This window comes from Paraburkholderia agricolaris (assembly GCF_009455635.1).
GTDB classification, from domain to species: Bacteria; Pseudomonadota; Gammaproteobacteria; order Burkholderiales; family Burkholderiaceae; genus Paraburkholderia; species Paraburkholderia agricolaris.
This window is the reverse complement of the sequence record NZ_QPER01000001.1, coordinates 2,079,054-2,096,614: the sequence shown is the minus strand read 5'-3', so window position 1 is coordinate 2,096,614 and position 17,561 is coordinate 2,079,054. Positions and strand designations below refer to the sequence as shown.

Annotated in this window: 15 protein-coding genes; 6 read left to right on the top strand and 9 right to left on the bottom strand. The window is 62.4% G+C overall.

Going from position 1 to position 17,561, the window contains the following annotated elements:
* Positions 1-114: 114 nt before the first annotated feature.
* The 5 genes from GH665_RS09445 to GH665_RS09425 form a co-directional block, all read right to left on the bottom strand.
* Positions 115-1,661 (bottom strand): IS3 family transposase gene (locus GH665_RS09445; protein ID WP_408279059.1). Its coding sequence is split into 2 segments (ribosomal slippage): positions 115-1,196 and positions 1,196-1,661, totalling 1,548 coding nucleotides; the frame shifts between segments, so codons are not numbered across the junction.
* A 98-nt stretch (positions 1,662-1,759) separates the two neighbouring features.
* A complete protein-coding gene (locus tag GH665_RS09440) occupies positions 1,760-2,830 on the bottom strand; it encodes an IS30 family transposase (RefSeq protein ID WP_153135631.1) in 1,071 nt (356 codons plus the stop codon).
* Positions 2,831-3,490: 660 nt separating this feature from the next.
* A complete protein-coding gene (hpnK, locus tag GH665_RS09435) occupies positions 3,491-4,315 on the bottom strand; it encodes a hopanoid biosynthesis-associated protein HpnK (protein ID WP_153135630.1) in 825 nt (274 codons plus the stop codon).
* Positions 4,305-5,585, bottom strand: coding sequence for a bacteriohopanetetrol glucosamine biosynthesis glycosyltransferase HpnI (hpnI, locus tag GH665_RS09430; RefSeq protein ID WP_153135629.1), 1,281 nt, complete (start codon positions 5,583-5,585; stop codon positions 4,305-4,307). Before hpnI (GH665_RS09430) ends, hpnK begins: the two co-directional genes overlap by 11 nt.
* A gap of 12 nt (positions 5,586-5,597) precedes the next feature.
* Positions 5,598-5,939 carry a hypothetical protein gene (locus tag GH665_RS09425; protein WP_153135628.1) on the bottom strand — a complete coding sequence of 114 codons (342 nt, stop codon included), beginning with the start codon at positions 5,937-5,939 and terminating at the stop codon, positions 5,598-5,600.
* Positions 5,940-6,317: 378 nt separating this feature from the next.
* On the opposite strand from GH665_RS09425, the gene GH665_RS09420 reads away from it, so the two are divergent.
* A complete protein-coding gene (locus GH665_RS09420; protein ID WP_153135627.1) occupies positions 6,318-6,977 on the top strand; it encodes a response regulator in 660 nt (219 codons plus the stop codon).
* Entirely contained in the window at positions 6,977-8,380 is a 1,404-nt protein-coding gene (locus GH665_RS09415; RefSeq protein WP_425496032.1) for an ATP-binding protein, read from the top strand. The genes GH665_RS09420 and GH665_RS09415 overlap by 1 nt, the downstream gene beginning before the upstream one ends.
* 21 nt (positions 8,381-8,401) lie before the next feature.
* Here GH665_RS09415 and GH665_RS09410 read toward each other — a convergent pair whose 3' ends face one another.
* From GH665_RS09410 to hpnJ, 3 genes are all read right to left on the bottom strand, one after another.
* Positions 8,402-9,445 carry a flippase-like domain-containing protein gene (locus tag GH665_RS09410; protein WP_153135625.1) on the bottom strand — a complete coding sequence of 348 codons (1,044 nt, stop codon included), beginning with the start codon at positions 9,443-9,445 and terminating at the stop codon, positions 8,402-8,404.
* An 80-nt stretch (positions 9,446-9,525) separates the two neighbouring features.
* The gene (gene hpnI / locus GH665_RS09405) at positions 9,526-10,710 is read right to left on the bottom strand and encodes a bacteriohopanetetrol glucosamine biosynthesis glycosyltransferase HpnI (RefSeq protein ID WP_153135624.1); all 1,185 of its coding nucleotides are present in this window, start codon (positions 10,708-10,710) and stop codon (positions 9,526-9,528) included.
* Entirely contained in the window at positions 10,707-12,128 is a 1,422-nt protein-coding gene (gene hpnJ, locus GH665_RS09400) for a hopanoid biosynthesis associated radical SAM protein HpnJ (RefSeq protein ID WP_120343030.1), read from the bottom strand. The genes hpnI (GH665_RS09405) and hpnJ overlap by 4 nt, the downstream gene beginning before the upstream one ends.
* A gap of 412 nt (positions 12,129-12,540) precedes the next feature.
* Here hpnJ and GH665_RS09395 point away from each other — a divergent pair, with 412 nt between their 5' ends.
* The 3 genes from GH665_RS09395 to GH665_RS09385 all read left to right on the top strand — a co-directional run bounded on the left by GH665_RS09395 (position 12,541) and on the right by GH665_RS09385 (position 15,356).
* Positions 12,541-13,623: an aliphatic sulfonate ABC transporter substrate-binding protein gene (locus GH665_RS09395; protein WP_153135623.1), complete on the top strand. Its 1,083-nt coding sequence runs from the start codon at positions 12,541-12,543 to the stop codon at positions 13,621-13,623.
* Between the two features lie 102 nt (positions 13,624-13,725).
* A complete protein-coding gene (locus GH665_RS09390; protein ID WP_153135622.1) occupies positions 13,726-14,583 on the top strand; it encodes an ABC transporter permease in 858 nt (285 codons plus the stop codon).
* Positions 14,535-15,356, top strand: coding sequence for an ABC transporter ATP-binding protein (locus GH665_RS09385; RefSeq protein WP_153135621.1), 822 nt, complete (start codon positions 14,535-14,537; stop codon positions 15,354-15,356). Before GH665_RS09390 ends, GH665_RS09385 begins: the two co-directional genes overlap by 49 nt.
* A gap of 169 nt (positions 15,357-15,525) precedes the next feature.
* Here GH665_RS09385 and GH665_RS09380 read toward each other — a convergent pair whose 3' ends face one another.
* Complete coding sequence (locus GH665_RS09380) at positions 15,526-15,729, bottom strand: cold-shock protein (protein WP_007181784.1); 204 nt, start codon at positions 15,727-15,729, stop codon at positions 15,526-15,528.
* 371 nt (positions 15,730-16,100) lie between these two features.
* Between GH665_RS09380 and GH665_RS09375 the strand changes: the two genes are divergently transcribed.
* Complete coding sequence (locus tag GH665_RS09375; RefSeq protein ID WP_153135620.1) at positions 16,101-17,546, top strand: NAD-dependent succinate-semialdehyde dehydrogenase; 1,446 nt, start codon at positions 16,101-16,103, stop codon at positions 17,544-17,546.
* Positions 17,547-17,561 lie beyond the last annotated feature (15 nt).

Here is a 17,561-nt window from a genome sequence, read left to right as displayed (position 1 = left end):
CCTTTGGCCTTTCCTTGTTTTGTTAGTGGTCTATTAGCGTTCCCCCTGTGCGGGGGGGCACCTACTTTTCTTTGCCTGCCGCGGTGTGTGTCAAGGTAGTTGTCGCGTGAACCGTTACGCTGCCTGCCTGTACATTTGGGCCGAGGCCGAGGTTCGTTCCGGATTCAGATAGACCGCGTCTGCCAGATGCCAGTTCCGGATAGCTCCTGACCAGCGCGCCGGGTTTCGCATGCGTGCGCTCCGGTACAGCGCTCGCCGTCGGGCCAGCAGGTCACTGGCTTCGCCCCGGTGACGTTGGCCCGGGCTGACATACTTCAGACCGCTGTGACAGTGCTCTTCGTTGTACCACTGCACGAAGCGCTGCACCCATTGCCGAGCCGCCTCCAGCGTGTCGAACGGCTGCTCTGGCCACAACGGACAGTACTTCGCCGTTCGGAACAGCGATTCGGCAAAAGCGTTGTCGTTGCTCACACGCGGCCGGCTGAACGAAGGCTGCACACCCAGATCGATCATCGCCGCGCGCATGGTGGCGCCTTTCATTGCACTGCCGTTATCAGAGTGCAGCACCAGCGGACGCCCGGCGACGCCTTCACGCAGACACCCCTTGGCCAGCAGCACGCTCGCGTGCTCGGCCGACTCCTGCTCCCAGACCTCGTTCATCACCAGCTTGCGGCTGTAGATGTCCTTCATCATGTACCAGTAGAAGTACCGGCCCCTTACCGTGGTCGGCATCCAGGTGATATCCCAGCACCACACCTGATTCGGACCATCGGCACAATGCGTCGTGAGCGTGCGTCGTTGCGGGGCACGCGCGCGGCCCCGGCGCTGGCCCTGTCCTGCCGCTTTCAGCACCCGGTAGAACGTCGATTCGGAAGCCAGATAAACCCCCTCATCGGCCAGTTTCGGCACGATCTGGTGCGGCGTCAGGCTCGCGTAGCCCGGGCGGTTGGCCGCATCGAGTACGGCCTGCCGCTCGGCTTCACTCAGCCTGTTGGGCGGCGCTGCACGCTTCACCTGAGTGCGCCCGTCATGCGGCAACAGGCGCCAGCGCTGGACACTGCGTATGCTGAGCCCCAACTGCTCGCATGCTCGCGAGCGGCATGCCCCTTGCCGTACGGCTTCATCGATCAACTGCATGGCTTCATCGCGATCCGGGCTGCTGATCAGTCTTCCTCTTCCTTGCCCCAGATCGCGTCGGCTTTTTTTCGCAGGTTCAGCAACGCCGCCGCCTCCGCACGGGCCGCATCGCTGCGCTTGAGCTGGCGCTCCAGTTCACGGATGCGCTTCTGGTGAGCCTTCACTTCCTTGCGCTGGGCAGCCGTGAGTTTCGCCTCCGGCACGTTGGCCTGCTCGCACGCCTGACGCCACTGCCGGATCTGCTCCGGATAAATGCCCTTGCTACGGCAGTATTCTGAGGTCTCCACCTCGTTCAGCGATGCCGTCTCCAGCACCACCCTGAACTTGTCGGCGCTCGACCATTGATCGCTTGTCTTGCCATTGCCCGGCATGAATCCCCCAGCCTGTCTCGCGCTCTGCCGCCAGGCACGCAGTGTCACCGTCGTGATGCCCGTCGCCCCTGCCAGCTCGATGACCGCACGATTGAACGGCGGCATCATCTGTTTGACTACCCATTCCCGCGTCTCTGCTGAATAGCGTCTCATATTCCATTCGCTGTCCGCCCTCCATCTTTACATCAATCGTTCGAGTGAGGCGACAACTAGCCTGACATGGAGGGGCCGCAAAGAAAAGTAGGGCGGTTTCAAATACCAAGTGCAACAGCCGGGTCGATAACAATTCCCTGTCTGGCGCAGTTATCAATGAAGACCTCGCCGGGCCGGCGCCAGCCGAGTGTTTTGCGAGGTCGCCGATTCAGGTTCAGCGCGATGGCATCGAGTTCGCGCTGCGTGAACTTTGACAGGTCCACGCCCTTCGGCAGGAACTGGCGCAGCAACCCATTGGTGTTCTCGCAGATACCGCGTTGCCAGGGACTATGCGGATCACAGAAATACACCTTGATACCGGTTGTTTCGGCCAGCTTCTTGTGTAGCGCCATTTCCTTGCCCTGATCGTAAGTCAGGGTCTTCAGCAAATCCGGATCGAGCGGCGCAAACGCCGCACTGTACGCCTTGAGCGCGGCTTCGGCGGTGCTGTCCTCCATCTTCACCAGCATCACGAACAGCGTGCTGCGATCGATCAGTGTGCCCACTGCCGAACGGTTGCCCGCACCCTTGATCAGATCCCCCTCCCAATGTCCGGCAATCCGCCGCTCATTGGCCTCCGGAGGCCGGATATGGATGCTAGCCATATCGACCAGTTTGCCCCGTCGGTCTTCGCCTCGCGTGCGCGGCTTGCGCGTGCTACGCCCCTGTCTTAACAGACCCACCAACTCGCGCTTGAGTTCGCCACGCGGCATGGCGTAGATGGCGTTGTAGATGGTTTCGTGTGAGGCATTCAAGGCAGGTTCGTCTGGATGGGTACGTTTGAGTTCGGCAGAAATCTGTTCGGGCGAGTGACACTCGTCCAGATGCTGACGCACTTCAGCCCACAGGGCTCCTTCAGGCTGTAGCTTGCGTTCGCGACGCGGCTTATGACGAAGCTGTGCAGCCCTGCGCCCGGCCGATGTTGCATTGTATCCACCCGCAACCGGCGGCCTGCCCAGTGCGCCGCGTTCGTGCTTCGGCTTCCAGTTATTGCGCCTCAACTCCCGACTGATCGTGCTGCGCGAGCGCTGCAAAGCGAGCGCAATCTCGCTTGATTTGCGATTCTCCATCTTCATCGCAAAGATCACGCCGCGCTCTTCGACGCTCAGATGTTCGTATATTTTTCCCATGCAACGCATCCTAACTGAGGCTGTTGCACTTGTATTTTGAAACCGCCTAGGCAAAAGAAAGCGGCTCAAACCGCTAATTCTTAAGCGGGTCCCCCGCACAGTAGCGGTAGTGGTGCATCTGGAATCTGTGTTCCCGCACACTCCGCGCCGTTGACAAAGGACTCATCAGCTCCCACTCCGCACTGCGTGCGTCGCGGACGGGTTTGCCTGGGAAACCAGCGGGTCTGTTTCGCGCAGTGAGCAAGCCGGGTTGCTGGCTGTTAAACGTTCGTACTTCGAATGAAATGATGCCGATGATAGCGGTTCCGAGCACAACCGGCCCTTACGCCGCGCGAGATGTGTGTGCGAAACGCAGGGGCGGTTTTATGAGCAGGGTATCGGCGCGCGCAGCGTCGCCGGAGGTATGACTGCCTTGTCACTAACGCCGAATGTGCGAGGCGACAGATTCCAGATGCACCACTACCCCCTCCAAGCCAGGGGACCCGCTTATGAGCTAGCGGGGTGAGCCGCTTTCTTTTGCCTACTTTTCTTTGCGGCAGGCAAAGAAAAGTAGGTGCCCCCCGCACAGGGGGAACGCTAATAGACCACTAACAAAACAAGGAAAAGCCAAAGGCCAAAAGACCAACACCCAAATCAGAACCCGCCGAGCAGGCAAAAAAATCACCCCTTAAACACATCCCCAAACCCACCCACCCGAACCCCCAACCCCCGAATCGCCTCACCAACCCGAGGCGACAAAAGCGCCTGTAACTCATCGGCATGCCGATAATCCCGCATCCCATCACTCAAAACCCGATCGCCGGCAAACGCAGGATGACAATAAATCTCCCCCACCCCATGCGGCAAATCGGCAAGCGCAGCGAGCCACACCGCCTCATCCATCCGTCCACTATCAGCAATCCCAACTACATAATCGTTGTGCACGATCCCCGCCCGATCCAACCTCGCCCGCACCCGCGAAATCCACGGCCGTAACCACACCGGCGCGCTAACCTCGAACGGCAACCGCATCGCCCGCATCCCGTACTCGCGGCCAATCTCCAGAATCAAACCCAGCACCGTCGGATGCAAATGAAAATGCTTGTGCGTGTTGACATGATCGAGCATCAACCCCGTCTTCGCAAACGCCTCGAATTGCGCGCGAATTTCCCGCGCCAACTGTTTGCGAACGTGCGGCAAAAAGAAAAACCGCACCCCGTCGCGCACCATGTTGTCGCCGAACCGGCCATGCTCGTCAACCAGCGCGGCAATCCCGTCGCGCGGCGTGACGGCGTCGCCGTCAGCCAGCACCAGATGCAGGCCAACCCGCAACCCCGGGAGCGCGCGAGCACGCGCCACCGCATCGTCCGCGGCAGGCGCACCGATCATCAGACTCGCAGCCGTCAACACACCATGCCGGTGCGCCTGCTCGACCGCCAGATTCACCCGTTGATGCAGGCCGAAATCGTCGGCCGTGACGATCAACCCACGTGGCTTAGCCGCCATCCGACGTCTCCATGACATCCATTACGCGCAACGCCGCAGGTTGCGTGGTAGACGTGGAGGTGTCGACCCGCACGCGTTGGCCGCGCCACACCACATGCGAGCCAAACGCGGCCGCGAGCCACTGGAACATCAGCAAGACATCGCGCAACGGCACCAGCGGCAGATCGCGCCAGAAGGTGCGCTCATGACGCGCGGAACGCAGATGCAGCAGCATGCGCGCGGCAAACCCCGCCGCCGTGCCCGCGCCGCTCGCCAGCGCCGCCCACAGATGCACGCCGTCGAACGGCGCGCTCGCAAGGCTGTGGGTCAGCCATGCGCCGGCCAGCAGCCACGGCGTCGGGAACGTGATGATCAACGACGCAAAACCAGGCGGGTTCACCGAACGGATCGTACGCAGCCAACGCGTCTCACGCTGCCATAACGCGGAAAAGGTCGGCTCGATGACATCGGTGGCCACCATCACACGCGACAGCACCGTCCGAAGTCCGCGTGCCCGCACGTGTTCAGCGAGCCAGTAATCATCCGCGAGACAGTCTTTTAACGCGTCGAAACCGCCAATACGCTCAAGCGTTGCGCGGCGCAACGCGAGCGTCGCGCCAAAACCGAAGCGGCGCGAGCCGACCGCATGCGCGACACGCACAGACGGAGCAAACCACTCGTTGATGAACAACGCACCGACTCGCGGCCAGAAACCGCCGACGCCCTGCGCCACGTAGAGACAGGTCACGACCCCCACGCGTGGATCGGCCAGCGGCGCGGCCACGCTGTCGAGATAATCGGCTTCGACCGCGATGTCGCTATCGGCAATCACAATCAACTCATGGCGCGCCCGCTCCGCCATGTTGATCAGATTGCTGACCTTGAGATTGCTGCCGTGCACACGCGTATCGACCGCAAGCTCGATATCGTGCCCCGGGTACGCGGCCTGCAAACGGCGCACCACGGCAATGGCCGGATCGTCCGGCGAAGACACGCCCAGCACGAGCTGGAAATTCCCGTGACGCTGGTCGCAAAAGGTTCTGAGATTTTCGTACAGACGCGGCTCGGCGCCGCACAGCGGCTTAAGAACGCTGACGCCGACACCGGCAAAGGGAGTTAAAACATCCGCGGCCCTGGAGGCGGCGCTCGCAGCCGCCGCCGCTCTCGCCGTTCGTCCGCGGCGCGCGGCAAAAAACGGCATCGCCACCGCTGCCAGCATCGCATAAAGCGACGCCGACGCGCAGCCGAATAACAGGACCCATTGGTATGCTGTCAATGAATGCGCTGCCATCGCTTGTGTCCGTCAGGGCCTGGCCAGCACGAACGGTCTACCCGTAAAGCGTAGATGAAGCACAACGAACCAACGCCACGGACAATCCGCGTCAATCAGCACGGTCCGGCCGGCCTGGGTTGCGTGCCGGCTCTGGAAGGCGAAGTTGAAAGCGGCTTGCGCGAACTGGCGCATCACGACAACGCCGCTCGCGATCAGCGCGAGCGCAAGGATCTGGAAACTCGTGGAACTGAAGACTTGCGAGGAAACCGGCATGACCAGCAGGGCCAGCAAGGCGAGCACCTGAGTACCCATGGCCGTGAGCGAAGCCGCCATCAGATGGGCCCGCAACATGTCGATCGTGACTGGCTTCATGGCGTGATCTCGTGGCCTGACGAAACGCACGCCGACGTGGGGGGTGCCATTCGCCGGAAAAAGCGCTGACGAAAGCGCCCACCAAAGCGCCGGCCGTACTTTCGGTCGATGTTATTACGATTGAGTTGCAATATTCTGACAACTCGACGTAATGCCGTATGCTCATGACGGCCACACGACAGTAACAATCCAGAGGCGATGGTAGCGATTCTAGCTGAAGGAAACCTTAAGGAAGAACGAGGTATAAAGCGTGTCATGGACATGATCGTTACACTTCGGATATGCGGCCTGAAGCTCACTGAAGCTCACTGAAGCTCACATCGACGAAAAGCTGTTGCCGCAGCAATGCAATGAACATCGAACGGAGTCTTTCCCCCCATGCGCGTACTCCTCGTAGAAGACGACGATCTGATCGGCTGCGGTATTGAAGCGGGACTGCGTCAAGCCGGTTTCACGGTCGATTGGGCACGCGACGGTCACAAGGCAGGTCTTGCGCTCGATACTACCGCCTATGCGCTGGTCCTGCTCGACCTGGGCCTGCCCAGGGTATCGGGTATGGACCTGCTGAAACGGCTGCGCGACGCCGGCAAGGATGTGCCGGTGCTGGTGCTGACCGCGAGAGGCACGGTGGTGGATCGTGTCGGCGGCCTCGAAGCGGGCGCCGACGATTATCTCGGCAAGCCCTTCGATCTGACCGAGCTGATTGCCCGTTGCCGGGCCCTGTTGCGCCGCGCGCAAGGGCGCAGCATCGAACTGATCCACTATCAGGATCTGACGGTCAATCCCGCCGCGCAAACCGTCGAAATCGGCAATACGCGTGTGCCCCTCACCTCGCGTGAATGGGCAATCCTGATGCAGTTGCTGACCAATCAGGGCATTCCGCAGTCACGCTCACGGCTGGAAGAAAGTCTGTACGGCTGGCAGGAAGAGATCGAAAGCAATGCGATCGAAGTCCACGTGTCCAATCTGCGCAAAAAACTCGGTGCCAAGCTGATCAGAACCGTGCGCAATATCGGCTACGTGGTGGAGAAAGCTTGATGCCGGCATCGATACGCCGCCGCCTGATGCTGCTGATCCTCACCAGCATCGTGCTGATCTGGGGTATCGCGCTAATCTCGAGCTATCGTCAGGCCAAGCGCGAAGTCAGTGAATGGGAAGAGGCGCGCCTCGCGGAGATCGCGCAAATTCTCGCGCTGCTCGATCAGCGGAATCTGACCACATTGGCCAATGCGCGCATCGATTTGCGCGAGGAAGAACAAGGCGGCGAAGCCGGCGCGAACGATAGCGACGACGACGATGCGTTGCCCCGCGACGCGCTCTTTCAGGTGCGCAGCGCAAACGGCGAGATCTTGGCGGGCAGCCCGCAACTGCGCGCCCTGCACGCGTGGGATCTGCCCGTGCCACTCGCAAGCGGTGCGCAAAACATGACGCTCGGCGGTCAGGCATGGCACACGTTCACCTTGCGCGACACCGCGCTCGGCCATACGGTCCGGGTATTCGAACCGGCCAATACGCGCAGCGACCTGGTGAGCGGAGTCGCGAGCCGGATCGCGCGCCCCACGCTCATCGCGCTGCCGGTGCTGGCGCTGCTGGTGTGGTTCAGCATCGGCTGGAGCCTCGCGCCGCTCAAGGTGCTCTCGGGCGCTATTCGCGCACGCGACATCAACCGGCTGGAACCGGTCGACATTGGCCGGGCGCCGACCGAGGTACGGCCGCTCGTCGACGCGATCAATCTGGTGCTGTCGCGCCTGCAGCACTCCATCGAACGCGAACGTGCGTTCACCGCCGACGCGGCCCATGAACTGAAGACGCCGCTGGCCGCCATCAAGGTGCAGGCACAAGTCGCGCTGGCCGAGCCGGACGCGGCGTTACAGCGCGTGGCGATGGAGCGGGTGGTGCAAGGCGTCGATCGCAGCGCGCGGCTCGCGGAGCAGTTGCTGCTGCTCGCACGTCTGGACGTGCACGAGAAACTCTCCACCGCGCCGCTCAAACCCGCGGCGGTCGCGAAAGATGCGCTGCTCGCCAACGAACGCAACGCGCAGCAGAAAAACATTCATGTCACGCTCACCGGCGACATGCGTGCGGAGATCAACGCGGAACCCGTTCTGATGGGTATCCTGCTTGACAATCTGCTGGATAACGCGATCAAGTACGGGCGCGCCGGCGGCAGCGTCGAAGTGGCGGTGCGCTATGAAGTCGGCCGGGTGCAGCTCACAGTGCGCGACGACGGCCCCGGTGTCGCGCCGGGCGATCTCACTCGTCTCACGAACCGGTTTTTCCGTGCGACCGGCAATCAGGCGACCGGCAGCGGACTGGGGCTCTCGATCGTCGCGCGAATCGCCGAGCATTTCGGAGCAAGCCTGCATCTAGGCTCGGGTATCGGCGAGCAAGGTCTCGCCGTGGCAGTTTCGTTCCCCGCCTACACGGGAGATGAGGACTGAGCGCGCCATGCGCGCGCCGGCCTAGCGCCCGCTTACCTCGCCCACGGCCGTCCGCCCCGTTTGTGTTACCTGTGCCCCCTGCGCCACCGGCTTCGGCTCACGATTCGACGACTCGGCAAACTGCCACGCAATGAGTCCGGGCACGAAGATCAGCAGATCGCGAATGCGCCGCGCGCCGGCAAGCGCGAGGCAGATGGACGGATCGAGGCCGAACGCGCCGCCGATCAGAATGAACCCGCCCTCCTGCACCCCCAGCCCGCCCGGCACGAAGAACGCCGCGCTGCTGATCGCCTGAATCAGCGATTCGATCACCACCGCTTCAACGAGCGTGACGTGCACGCCCAGAAAATACAGCGCGAGCCAGATTTCGAGCGAGGTCAGGAAGCACTGCAGCGGTTGCCAGAAAAACAGATAGCGCAACACCACGCCGCGGCGGCGCCAGATCAGCTTGATGGCCTGGTCGATCTGCGCCGATTGTCCGACCAGCGCGGCAAGCTTGCCGCTCGTCATACGATTGAGCATGCGCGTGATGCGCTCGAACGGGCTGGCATGCTGCACGAGTGCAAACAGTACCAGGAGCGGTGTCAGTACCACCACGCCCCACGCCAGTTGCCCAGCGAGCCGCAGCGTGTCGGACTGCGCATGCGCGAACAGAAAGCCGATACCGACCATCGTGAACAGCAGCTGACTGATCACCGTGAGCTGCATGTCGACAATAATGCTGCCCACCGCCGTCGATGGCCGCACGCCCCAGCGCCGAAGCATGCGGAACGACACCACTTCGCCGCCGATCCGCGCCACCGGCAACATGCTATTCACGGATTCGCGCACCCACACCAGATGCAGCATATTGGCGAAACCCGGCCGGTTCGCGCCGCGAATCAGCGAGCGCCAGTCGCAGGCATTGGCGATCATCGGCAGCACGTGCGCGATCGCCGCCAGCAGGAGGCCCACGCCCGCCGCGCGCAAGGCGGAGAACACCGCACCGGGGTTGTCCTGCCAGACCAGCCACAGTGACACCAGCAGGCCGGCAAGCGCGGCGATGCGCCCGAGATGCTTCATCATCGCGCGGCAACTCCTGGCGCGCGCTTCAGGCACGCCACATGATCTTCGCCGCCCTCTTCCAGATATCCACGCGTCATTGCTTATCCAGCCTGCTGCTCATCCGTCAATCCGTCCTGCACGGCCGACAACAGGCCGTCGCCATCCACCTTGAAACTGAAACCACGCCAGATCACGTGCGAGGACCAGAAGCTCGCCACAAAAATGCAAAACGATACGATATCCCATAACGGCAACAGCCACAGGTCGCGACGCGCCTGCTGCAACGCGCGATCAGCCAGCAGTTTCAGCGCGAGCCGCGCACATACGGCAAGCAGCGCGAGCGGCCACGACCACACCGCACCGCCCGAGAAGGCAATCGCGAGCAGCGCGAAAGCGAGCGGATGAATCAGCGCCGAGCCGAGATGGCCAAGCGGATCGATGCTGCGAATCGTCCGGCTCCAGCGTAGTTCGTGCGCGATCAGTTGTGTCGCGCTCGATTCCACGCAGGCATGCGAGATCGTGAACGGCGGGATCACCACTTTCTCGCCGATCATGCGCACGGCTTCGCCGATTGCATGGTCTTCGGCCAGATGCTTCACGAACGGGGTGAAGCCGCCGATTTTTTCGAGGGTGTCGCGGCGCATGGCGATGGTCTGCCCAAAGCATGGGCGCGCGAGACCGAGTGCGAGCCCTGTGACCACGCCAGGCAGGAATTGGTAGTTGGTGGCCTTGGCCGACATGCGCGGCCAGAAGCCGGGATCGGGCGCACCGCGATACACACAGGTGACGAGACCGACGTCGGGCTTCTGCAATTCGCCGATCACATTGCGTAAATAATCCGGCCCAACCCCCACGTCGCTGTCAGCAAACACCAGCACGTCGTGCCGGGCCTGCGGCAGCATATTGAGGATGTTGCTGATCTTACGATTCGGACCGTAGAGGCGCGCATCCGCAACCACGGTGATGTCCGCTTGCGGATACAGCCGCCGCAGAACGTCGACGGTTTGCAAAGCGGGGTCGGCTGAATCGTGCACACCGAACAGGAATTGCACAGGGCCCGGATAGTCCTGCTGGCAGAAGCCCGACAGGTTGTCGAGCAACGCCCACTCGTTGCCGTGCAATGGTTTGACGACGGTGACTGGCGGAAAACTGCTCGGCTCGGATACCGCTCGCGCGAAAAACCGGCCGATCAGGGCGCCCGCCAGCACCGTGTAGGCGATGCCGAAAACCGCACTCGCCGCACACGCATAGGCAAGCGTGACGGCGAGCAGATGCAAGGCGCTCACGCTTGGTGGGCGCGCAGGAAGCGGAAGAATTCGACGCCTTCACGCAGACGCCGTTTCATCATGTCCCAGCTCGTGAGCATCTCACGCAGAATTTCCCAGATCTTCGACGGCCGGAAATAGAAGCGCTTGTAGAAATTCTCGAGCTGGTGATAGATCTCGTCGCGCGACAGATGCGGGTAGCCGATCGCCGCAAGCTGCACCCCTGACTTGCTGACGAGGTTGATGACCTTGTTCTCTTCCAGCCAGCCGTTCTCGACCGCCTGGTTGTAGAGCGTCGTGCCGGGATAAGGCGCTGCGAGCGACACCTGGATCGTATGCGGATTGATTTCCTTCGCATACTCGATGGTCTTCTGGATCGTGTCCTGCGTCTCGCCGGGCAAACCAAGAATGAAGGTGCCGTGAATCTTGATGCCGAGCTTGCGGCAATCTTCGCTGAAGCGGCGCGCGATGTCGGTACGCAGCCCCTTCTTGATGTTCAGCAGGATCTGGTCGTCGCCCGATTCGTAGCCCACCAGCAGCAGGCGCAGGCCATTTTCCTTCATGATCTTCAGCGTTGCGTACGGCACGTTCGCCTTCGCGTTGCACGACCACGTCACGCCCAGTTTGCCGAGACCGCGAGCGATTTCCTCGACGCGCGGCTTGAAGTCGGTGAAGGTATCGTCGTCGAACATGATCTCCTTGACTTCAGGCATGTTGTCGCGAATCCACTTCACTTCTTCGAGCACGTTCTCGGTCGAACGCGTGCGGTAGCGATGTCCGCCCACCGTTTGCGGCCACAGGCAGAACGTGCATTTCGAACGGCAGCCGCGGCCCGTGTAGATCGATACGTACGGGTGCTTCAGATAGCCGATGAAATAGTTGTCGATCTTCAGATCGCGCTTGTACACGGGCGCCACGAACGGCAGTTCGTCCATGTTCTCGAGGATCGGGCGCGCTTCGTTGTGCTCGATCGAACCGTCTGCCGCGCGATAGCTCAGACCTTTGATGCCGGCGAACGGTTTGCCCTCGGCAACTTCCTGGCAGGTGAAGTCGAATTCTTCACGGCAGACGAAATCGATCGCCTCGCTCGCGGTTAGCGAATTGTGCGGATCGACCGCGACCTTCGCGCCGACCATGCCGATCAGCACCGAAGGCTTGCGCTTCTTCAGGTCTTCGGCAAACAGCGCGTCGGTGGGGAAGGATGGTGTGCTGGTGTGGATCACCACCAGGTCATATTGCTGTGCTATGTCGAGCGATGCTTCGACGGACAGACCGTCGGCGGGGGCATCGAGTACGCGGCTATCGGGGACGAGCGCGGCGGGCTGCGCGAGCCACGTCGGATACCAGAACGAGCGCACTTCACGCTTGGCCTGGTAGCGCGAACCTGCGCCACCGTCGAAGCCGTCGTACGACGGCGCCTGTAAGAACAGGGTTTTCATGAATGCTCCAGCAAGCCTTTGATCGGCGCTTTCAGTTTTCTGTCAGAAAACTATCGGAACGATTGCCCGCAAGAATGCAAGCGGGCACATAGGATCGCGCAAATACTACGGAGCAAAGCTGAAGGAAACCTTAAGGAAAGTATCCCGGTTCAGGCCGTTCTAAATGGTTAATCCCAGCCTTCGCCTCAGGTGCGCTTGAGTACTTTATAGCGAAACAATGTTGCAGCCACAATCGCGGCGTATGACGGACCACACGCCGCCAACGGCTCGTCTGGCGGCAAGCAACGATGCGCTGCTCACTTCCGCCATAGCGCCCGATCTGCTTTGATTGTGAGTTTTTATTCGTTCAGTTCGGCACGCGCATTGACTACATTGACCGGTCACAACTAAACGACCATCTCAGGATCAGTCAATGAACATCCCGCGGGGCACGGCACGCTTTTTTCTCTCTTCGCTTGTTTCGATCTCGTCACACGCACGACATACGAAACGCCTGCAAGCCGGCCGCGGCGCGCTGCTGACGGCGGCAGCGACCGCGCTCGCGCTCACCTTCAGCCTTCTTGCAGCGGGTATCGCGTATGCCGCGCCGCCTGCCGAACTGAAACTCGACTACGCCTATTACTCGCCGGAAAGCCTCGTCATCAAGCGTAACGGCTGGCTCGAGCAGGAACTCGCGCCGCAGCACACCCAGGTCAAATGGGTGCTGAGCCTCGGCAGCAATCGCGCGCTCGAATATCTGAATAGCGGCGCGATCGATATCGGTTCGACAGCGGGTCTGGCCGCCGTGCTCGCCAAAGCCAACGGCAATCCGATTCGCGCGGTGTACGTTTTCTCGCGCCCTGAATGGACCGCGCTCGTCGTGCGCAAGGACTCGCCGATCAAAACCCTCGCGGACCTGAAGGGCAAGAAGATCGCCGCGACCAAGGGCACGGATCCGTTCCTCTTCACCTTGCGCGCGCTGCACACCGCGGGCCTTTCGCGCGACGATGTGGAGATCGTCAATCTCCAGCATCCGGATGGGCGCACCGCGCTCGCCAACGGCCAGGTGGACGCCTGGGCCGGCCTCGATCCGCACATGGCCGCCGCCCAGATCGACGACGGCGCGAAGCTGCTGTATCGCAACGTCGACTTCAATACGTGGGGCCTGCTCGACGCTCGCGAGGATTTCATTCGCGACCATCCGGAGACGCTCGCGCAGGTGCTCAAGGTCTACGAAAAGGCGCGCTTGTGGATCGCCGCGCATCCGGACGAAACCGCAAAGATCGTCGCGGAAGAATCGAAGCTGTCGCTGCCGGTCGCGAAGCTGCAACTGAGCCGCAACGACTTCAGCCGTCCGCAGCCGGGCACGCAGCAACTCGCCGCGCTCAAGGCCGCCGCACCGATTCTCCTGCAGGAGCAACTGGTGAAGCCGGGTACGGATCTGAATCAGGTAATCGACGCCTTGATCGACGTAAAGACAGCGCAGCCGGTTATCGCCGCGAACAGCGGCCAGTAAACGATCAATCTGTGCGACCCGTCTGCGCGATCAATCAGTGCGATCCATCAGTGATAAATAAGCCGCCGCGCCCAGTGCCTGCGAACTATTCGACCGACTCCCATGGCTAACGACGAATCGCTCGCGCTTCATCACCCATCGCAGGCAAAGGGGGAACGCGCACCACGCCCGCGCGACCCGCTCAAACGCTGGCGCATTGCCGGCTTGATCCTGCCGCTTGCCTTTCTTGCGGCGATCGAAGCGCTGGTGCGTGCGTCGGTATTGCCGGAACACCTGGTGCCGGCGCCGAGCACGATTGCCGGGACGCTGTGGCAACTGGGCGGCGAGCGCCTCGGCCGCCACATCGGTGCAAGCACGATACGGGTCCTCGCGGGCTTCGGCATCGGCTCCGCACTCGCCCTTTTGCTCGGTGCGGCAATGGGCTTGAGCCGCCGGCTCGACGCCCTGCTCGACCCGGTGTTTCAGGCGCTGCGTGCAATCCCCTCGCTCGCCTGGGTGCCGATACTGCTGCTGTGGATGGGCATTGACGAAGCGCCGAAGATCACACTCATCGCCATCGGTGCGTTTTTTCCGGTGCAATTGAGCGTTGTGGCCGGCATTCGCGGCGTCGACCGAAAACTGATCGAACTCGGCGAAGTCAACCGTTTGAGCCGGCGGGCGCTATTCACACGCATCCTCTTGCCCGCGTCCTTGCCGCACATCTTCACCGGACTGCGCACCGGCCTGAGCCTCGCCTGGATGTTCATGGTCGCCGCCGAACTGATTGCCGCCACCCGCGGCCTCGGCTATCTGCTGAGCGACGGCCGGGAAACCGGCCGGCCCGATCTCGTGTTCGGCGCGATTCTGCTGCTCGCGCTGCTCGGCAAGCTCAGCGACAGCATCCTGAAAGCGGTCGAAGCGCACGTCCTGTCATGGCGCGATACCGCGAACGACCGCTCTTCTTCGCGAGGTATGCGTTGAACGCCGCAGCGCTTTTGAATCAGGCACCCCTGCTCCAGGTTCGCGCCGTCAGCAAGCGCTACGAAGCGCGCGCGGTACTCGAACGCGTGAGCTTCGAGATTGCACGTGGGGAGATCGTGAGTCTGGTCGGCCCGAGCGGATGCGGCAAGAGCACGCTGCTGCGCGTGCTGGCCGGTCTCGATCGCGATTTCGAGGGCGAGATTGTGCTCGACGGCGTGGCGCAGCACGGGCCGTCGCCACGCCTCGGCGTGATCTTTCAGGAACCTCGCCTGCTGCCATGGCTGAGCGTGGCCGACAACGTCGCGTTTTCCGCCGGTCCACGGCAAGGCGCGGACCCGCGCGTGGCTCAACTGCTCGGCGAGGTCGGTTTGGCCGGCACCGGTGCGGCGCTGCCCAAGCAGCTTTCGGGCGGCATGGCGCAACGGGTGGCGCTCGCGCGTGGCTTGTTCCCGCAACCCGACCTGCTGCTGCTCGACGAACCGTTCAGCGCGGTGGACGCCATGACCCGCATGCGTCTGCAGGACCTGCTGTTATCGCTGACGCGCGCCCACGGCACGGCGGCGCTGATCGTCACGCACGATCTGGATGAGGCGCTTTATCTGTCCGATCGCGTCCTGCTGCTCAACACGGCGGGCCCGCATGGCGCCGGGCGGCTGGTGCGCGACCTCGGCATTGCCGCATCGCATCCGCGCGACCGGCGTGATAACGCGCTCGCCGGCGTGCGAAACGAATTGCTCGAGGGGATTGGCGCGGCGCGAAACGCCTACGCATAAACGGACATTCCCGCGTTGCGCGAATTTAAGCGAACGTAAGCGAATTTAAGCGAAATCGGGTGAATTCAGGCGAATTCGCATGACGAGCGCGAGCGAATCGCCCGCGCCCCGTCAAAACCCGCCGGTCCGCACACCTTGGCGCGTGCGGACCTTCTACTGCGCTACTGCTTCACACCGGCTTGATGTCCGCCGCCTGCTTGCCCTTCGGTCCCTGCTTGATTTCGAAGCTGACCTTCTGGTTTTCCTGCAGCGATTTGAAACCTTCGCTGCGAATTTCCGAGAAATGGGCAAACAGATCCTCGCCACCGTCGTCCGGTGTGATAAAGCCAAAGCCCTTCGCGTCATTGAACCACTTCACTGTACCGGTTGGCATGTCGATTCCTCGTTTGCACCTTGGTTGAACGGGTTGCATTCGCCGTCTTTTACCTGCTGCTTTCGATCGCTGCATCGAGTGCCGCTTTTTGCTCACTCGCCGCACCATTCCACGCTGCTGGCTCCCGCCGGTTCCTGCGACTGCTGCTTGACTTTACGCCTGTTTGCGCGGCAACGCTCAGACAGGCGTTTGTCTGCCGCGGCAACCGGAGTAGCAAGGCCCGTGCCGCGCACGCCTGATAGGCGTGCTGCCGATGCAATCGCGCGCAATCAGATAAGATGTTTGCTATCGGCAGTCCAGCCTTGGCCGCGCAGGTTCAGCCAGTACCCCAACCGCGCGGCCTGTCGTTTTCCCACTTACAGGAACCCAGCATGGCCACCTCGAGCTATACCGATACCCGTCTTCTGATTAACGGCGAGTGGTGCGACGCCGCCAGCGGCAAAACCCTCGACGTCATCAATCCTGCCACCGGCAAGGCTATCGGCAAGGTGGCCCACGCCGGCATCGCCGATCTCGACCGGGCGCTGGCCGCCGCGCAACGCGGCTTCGAAGCCTGGCGCAAAATTCCGGCCAACGAACGTGCCACCACCATGCGCAAAGCTGCCGCGCTGGTGCGCGAACGCGCTTCCGACATCGCCCGTCTGATGACCCAGGAACAGGGCAAGCCGTTCGCCGAGGCACGCGTCGAAATGCTGTCCGCCGCGGACATCATCGAATGGTTCGCCGACGAGGGCCGCCGCGTCTACGGCCGGATCGTACCCTCACGCAATCTGGCAGTGCAGCAAACGGTGCTCAAGGAGCCGATCGGTCCGGTAGCCGCGTTCACGCCGTGGAATTTCCCGGTCAATCAGGTCGTGCGCAAGCTGAGCGCGGCGCTCGCGTGCGGCTGCTCGTTCCTCGTCAAGGCGCCGGAAGAAACCCCGGCGTCGCCGGCGGCGCTGCTGCAGGCATTCGTTGAAGCCGGCGTGCCGGCCGGCACGGTCGGCCTGGTGTTCGGCGATCCGGCCGAGATTTCCAGCTACCTGATTCCGCACCCGGTGATCCGCAAGGTCACGTTCACGGGTTCGACCCCGGTCGGCAAGCAACTGGCCGCACTGGCGGGCGCGCACATGAAGCGCGCGACGATGGAATTGGGCGGTCACGCGCCCGTCATCGTGGCAGAAGATGCCGACGTAGCGCTGGCCGTCAGGGCCGCAGGGGGTGCGAAGTTCCGCAATGCCGGCCAGGTCTGTATTTCGCCGACCCGCTTTCTGGTGCACAACAGCATCCGCGAAGAATTCGCCGCGGCGCTCGTCAAACATGCTGAAAGCCTCAAGCTCGGCGACGGTCTGGCCGAAGGCACGACCCTCGGGCCGCTCGCCAATGCGCGCCGTCTCACCGCCATGAGCAAGGTGCTTGACGACGCGCGCAAGACCGGTGCCAAGGTCGAGACGGGCGGCGAACGCGTAGGCTCGGAGGGCAACTTCTTCGCGCCGACCGTGCTGACCAACGTATCGCTCGAATCGGACGTGTTCAACAACGAGCCGTTTGGCCCGATCGCCGCGATCCGCGGTTTCGACACGCTCGAAGAAGCGATCACCGAGGCGAATCGCCTGCCGTACGGTCTGGCCGGCTATGCGTTCACGAAGTCGTTCAGTAACGTGCACCTGCTGTCGCAACGGATGGAAGTCGGCATGTTGTGGATCAACCAGCCTGCCACGCCCTGGCCGGAAATGCCGTTTGGCGGCGTGAAGGATTCGGGCTACGGGTCGGAAGGCGGTCCGGAAGCGATGGAAGGCTATCTGGTCACCAAATCCGTTTCGGTGACGGCGGCTTAAGACATCGAGGCCGCG

Bases quoted from the DNA above. Each gene is read 5' to 3' on its own strand.
- GH665_RS09440 (WP_153135631.1), bottom strand. From the start codon at position 2,830: ATGGGAAAAATATACGAACATCTGAGCGTCGAAGAGCGCGGCGTGATC.
- hpnK (WP_153135630.1), bottom strand. From the start codon at position 4,315: ATGGCGGCTAAGCCACGTGGGTTGATCGTCACGGCCGACGATTTCGGC.
- hpnI (WP_153135629.1), bottom strand. From the start codon at position 5,585: ATGGCAGCGCATTCATTGACAGCATACCAATGGGTCCTGTTATTCGGC.
- GH665_RS09425 (WP_153135628.1), bottom strand. From the start codon at position 5,939: ATGAAGCCAGTCACGATCGACATGTTGCGGGCCCATCTGATGGCGGCT.
- GH665_RS09420 (WP_153135627.1), top strand. From the start codon at position 6,318: ATGCGCGTACTCCTCGTAGAAGACGACGATCTGATCGGCTGCGGTATT.
- GH665_RS09415 (WP_425496032.1), top strand. From the start codon at position 6,977: ATGCCGGCATCGATACGCCGCCGCCTGATGCTGCTGATCCTCACCAGC.
- GH665_RS09410 (WP_153135625.1), bottom strand. From the start codon at position 9,445: ATGATGAAGCATCTCGGGCGCATCGCCGCGCTTGCCGGCCTGCTGGTG.
- hpnJ (WP_120343030.1), bottom strand. From the start codon at position 12,128: ATGAAAACCCTGTTCTTACAGGCGCCGTCGTACGACGGCTTCGACGGT.
- GH665_RS09395 (WP_153135623.1), top strand. From the start codon at position 12,541: ATGAACATCCCGCGGGGCACGGCACGCTTTTTTCTCTCTTCGCTTGTT.
- GH665_RS09390 (WP_153135622.1), top strand. From the start codon at position 13,726: ATGGCTAACGACGAATCGCTCGCGCTTCATCACCCATCGCAGGCAAAG.
- GH665_RS09385 (WP_153135621.1), top strand. From the start codon at position 14,535: ATGGCGCGATACCGCGAACGACCGCTCTTCTTCGCGAGGTATGCGTTG.
- GH665_RS09380 (WP_007181784.1), bottom strand. From the start codon at position 15,729: ATGCCAACCGGTACAGTGAAGTGGTTCAATGACGCGAAGGGCTTTGGC.
- GH665_RS09375 (WP_153135620.1), top strand. From the start codon at position 16,101: ATGGCCACCTCGAGCTATACCGATACCCGTCTTCTGATTAACGGCGAG.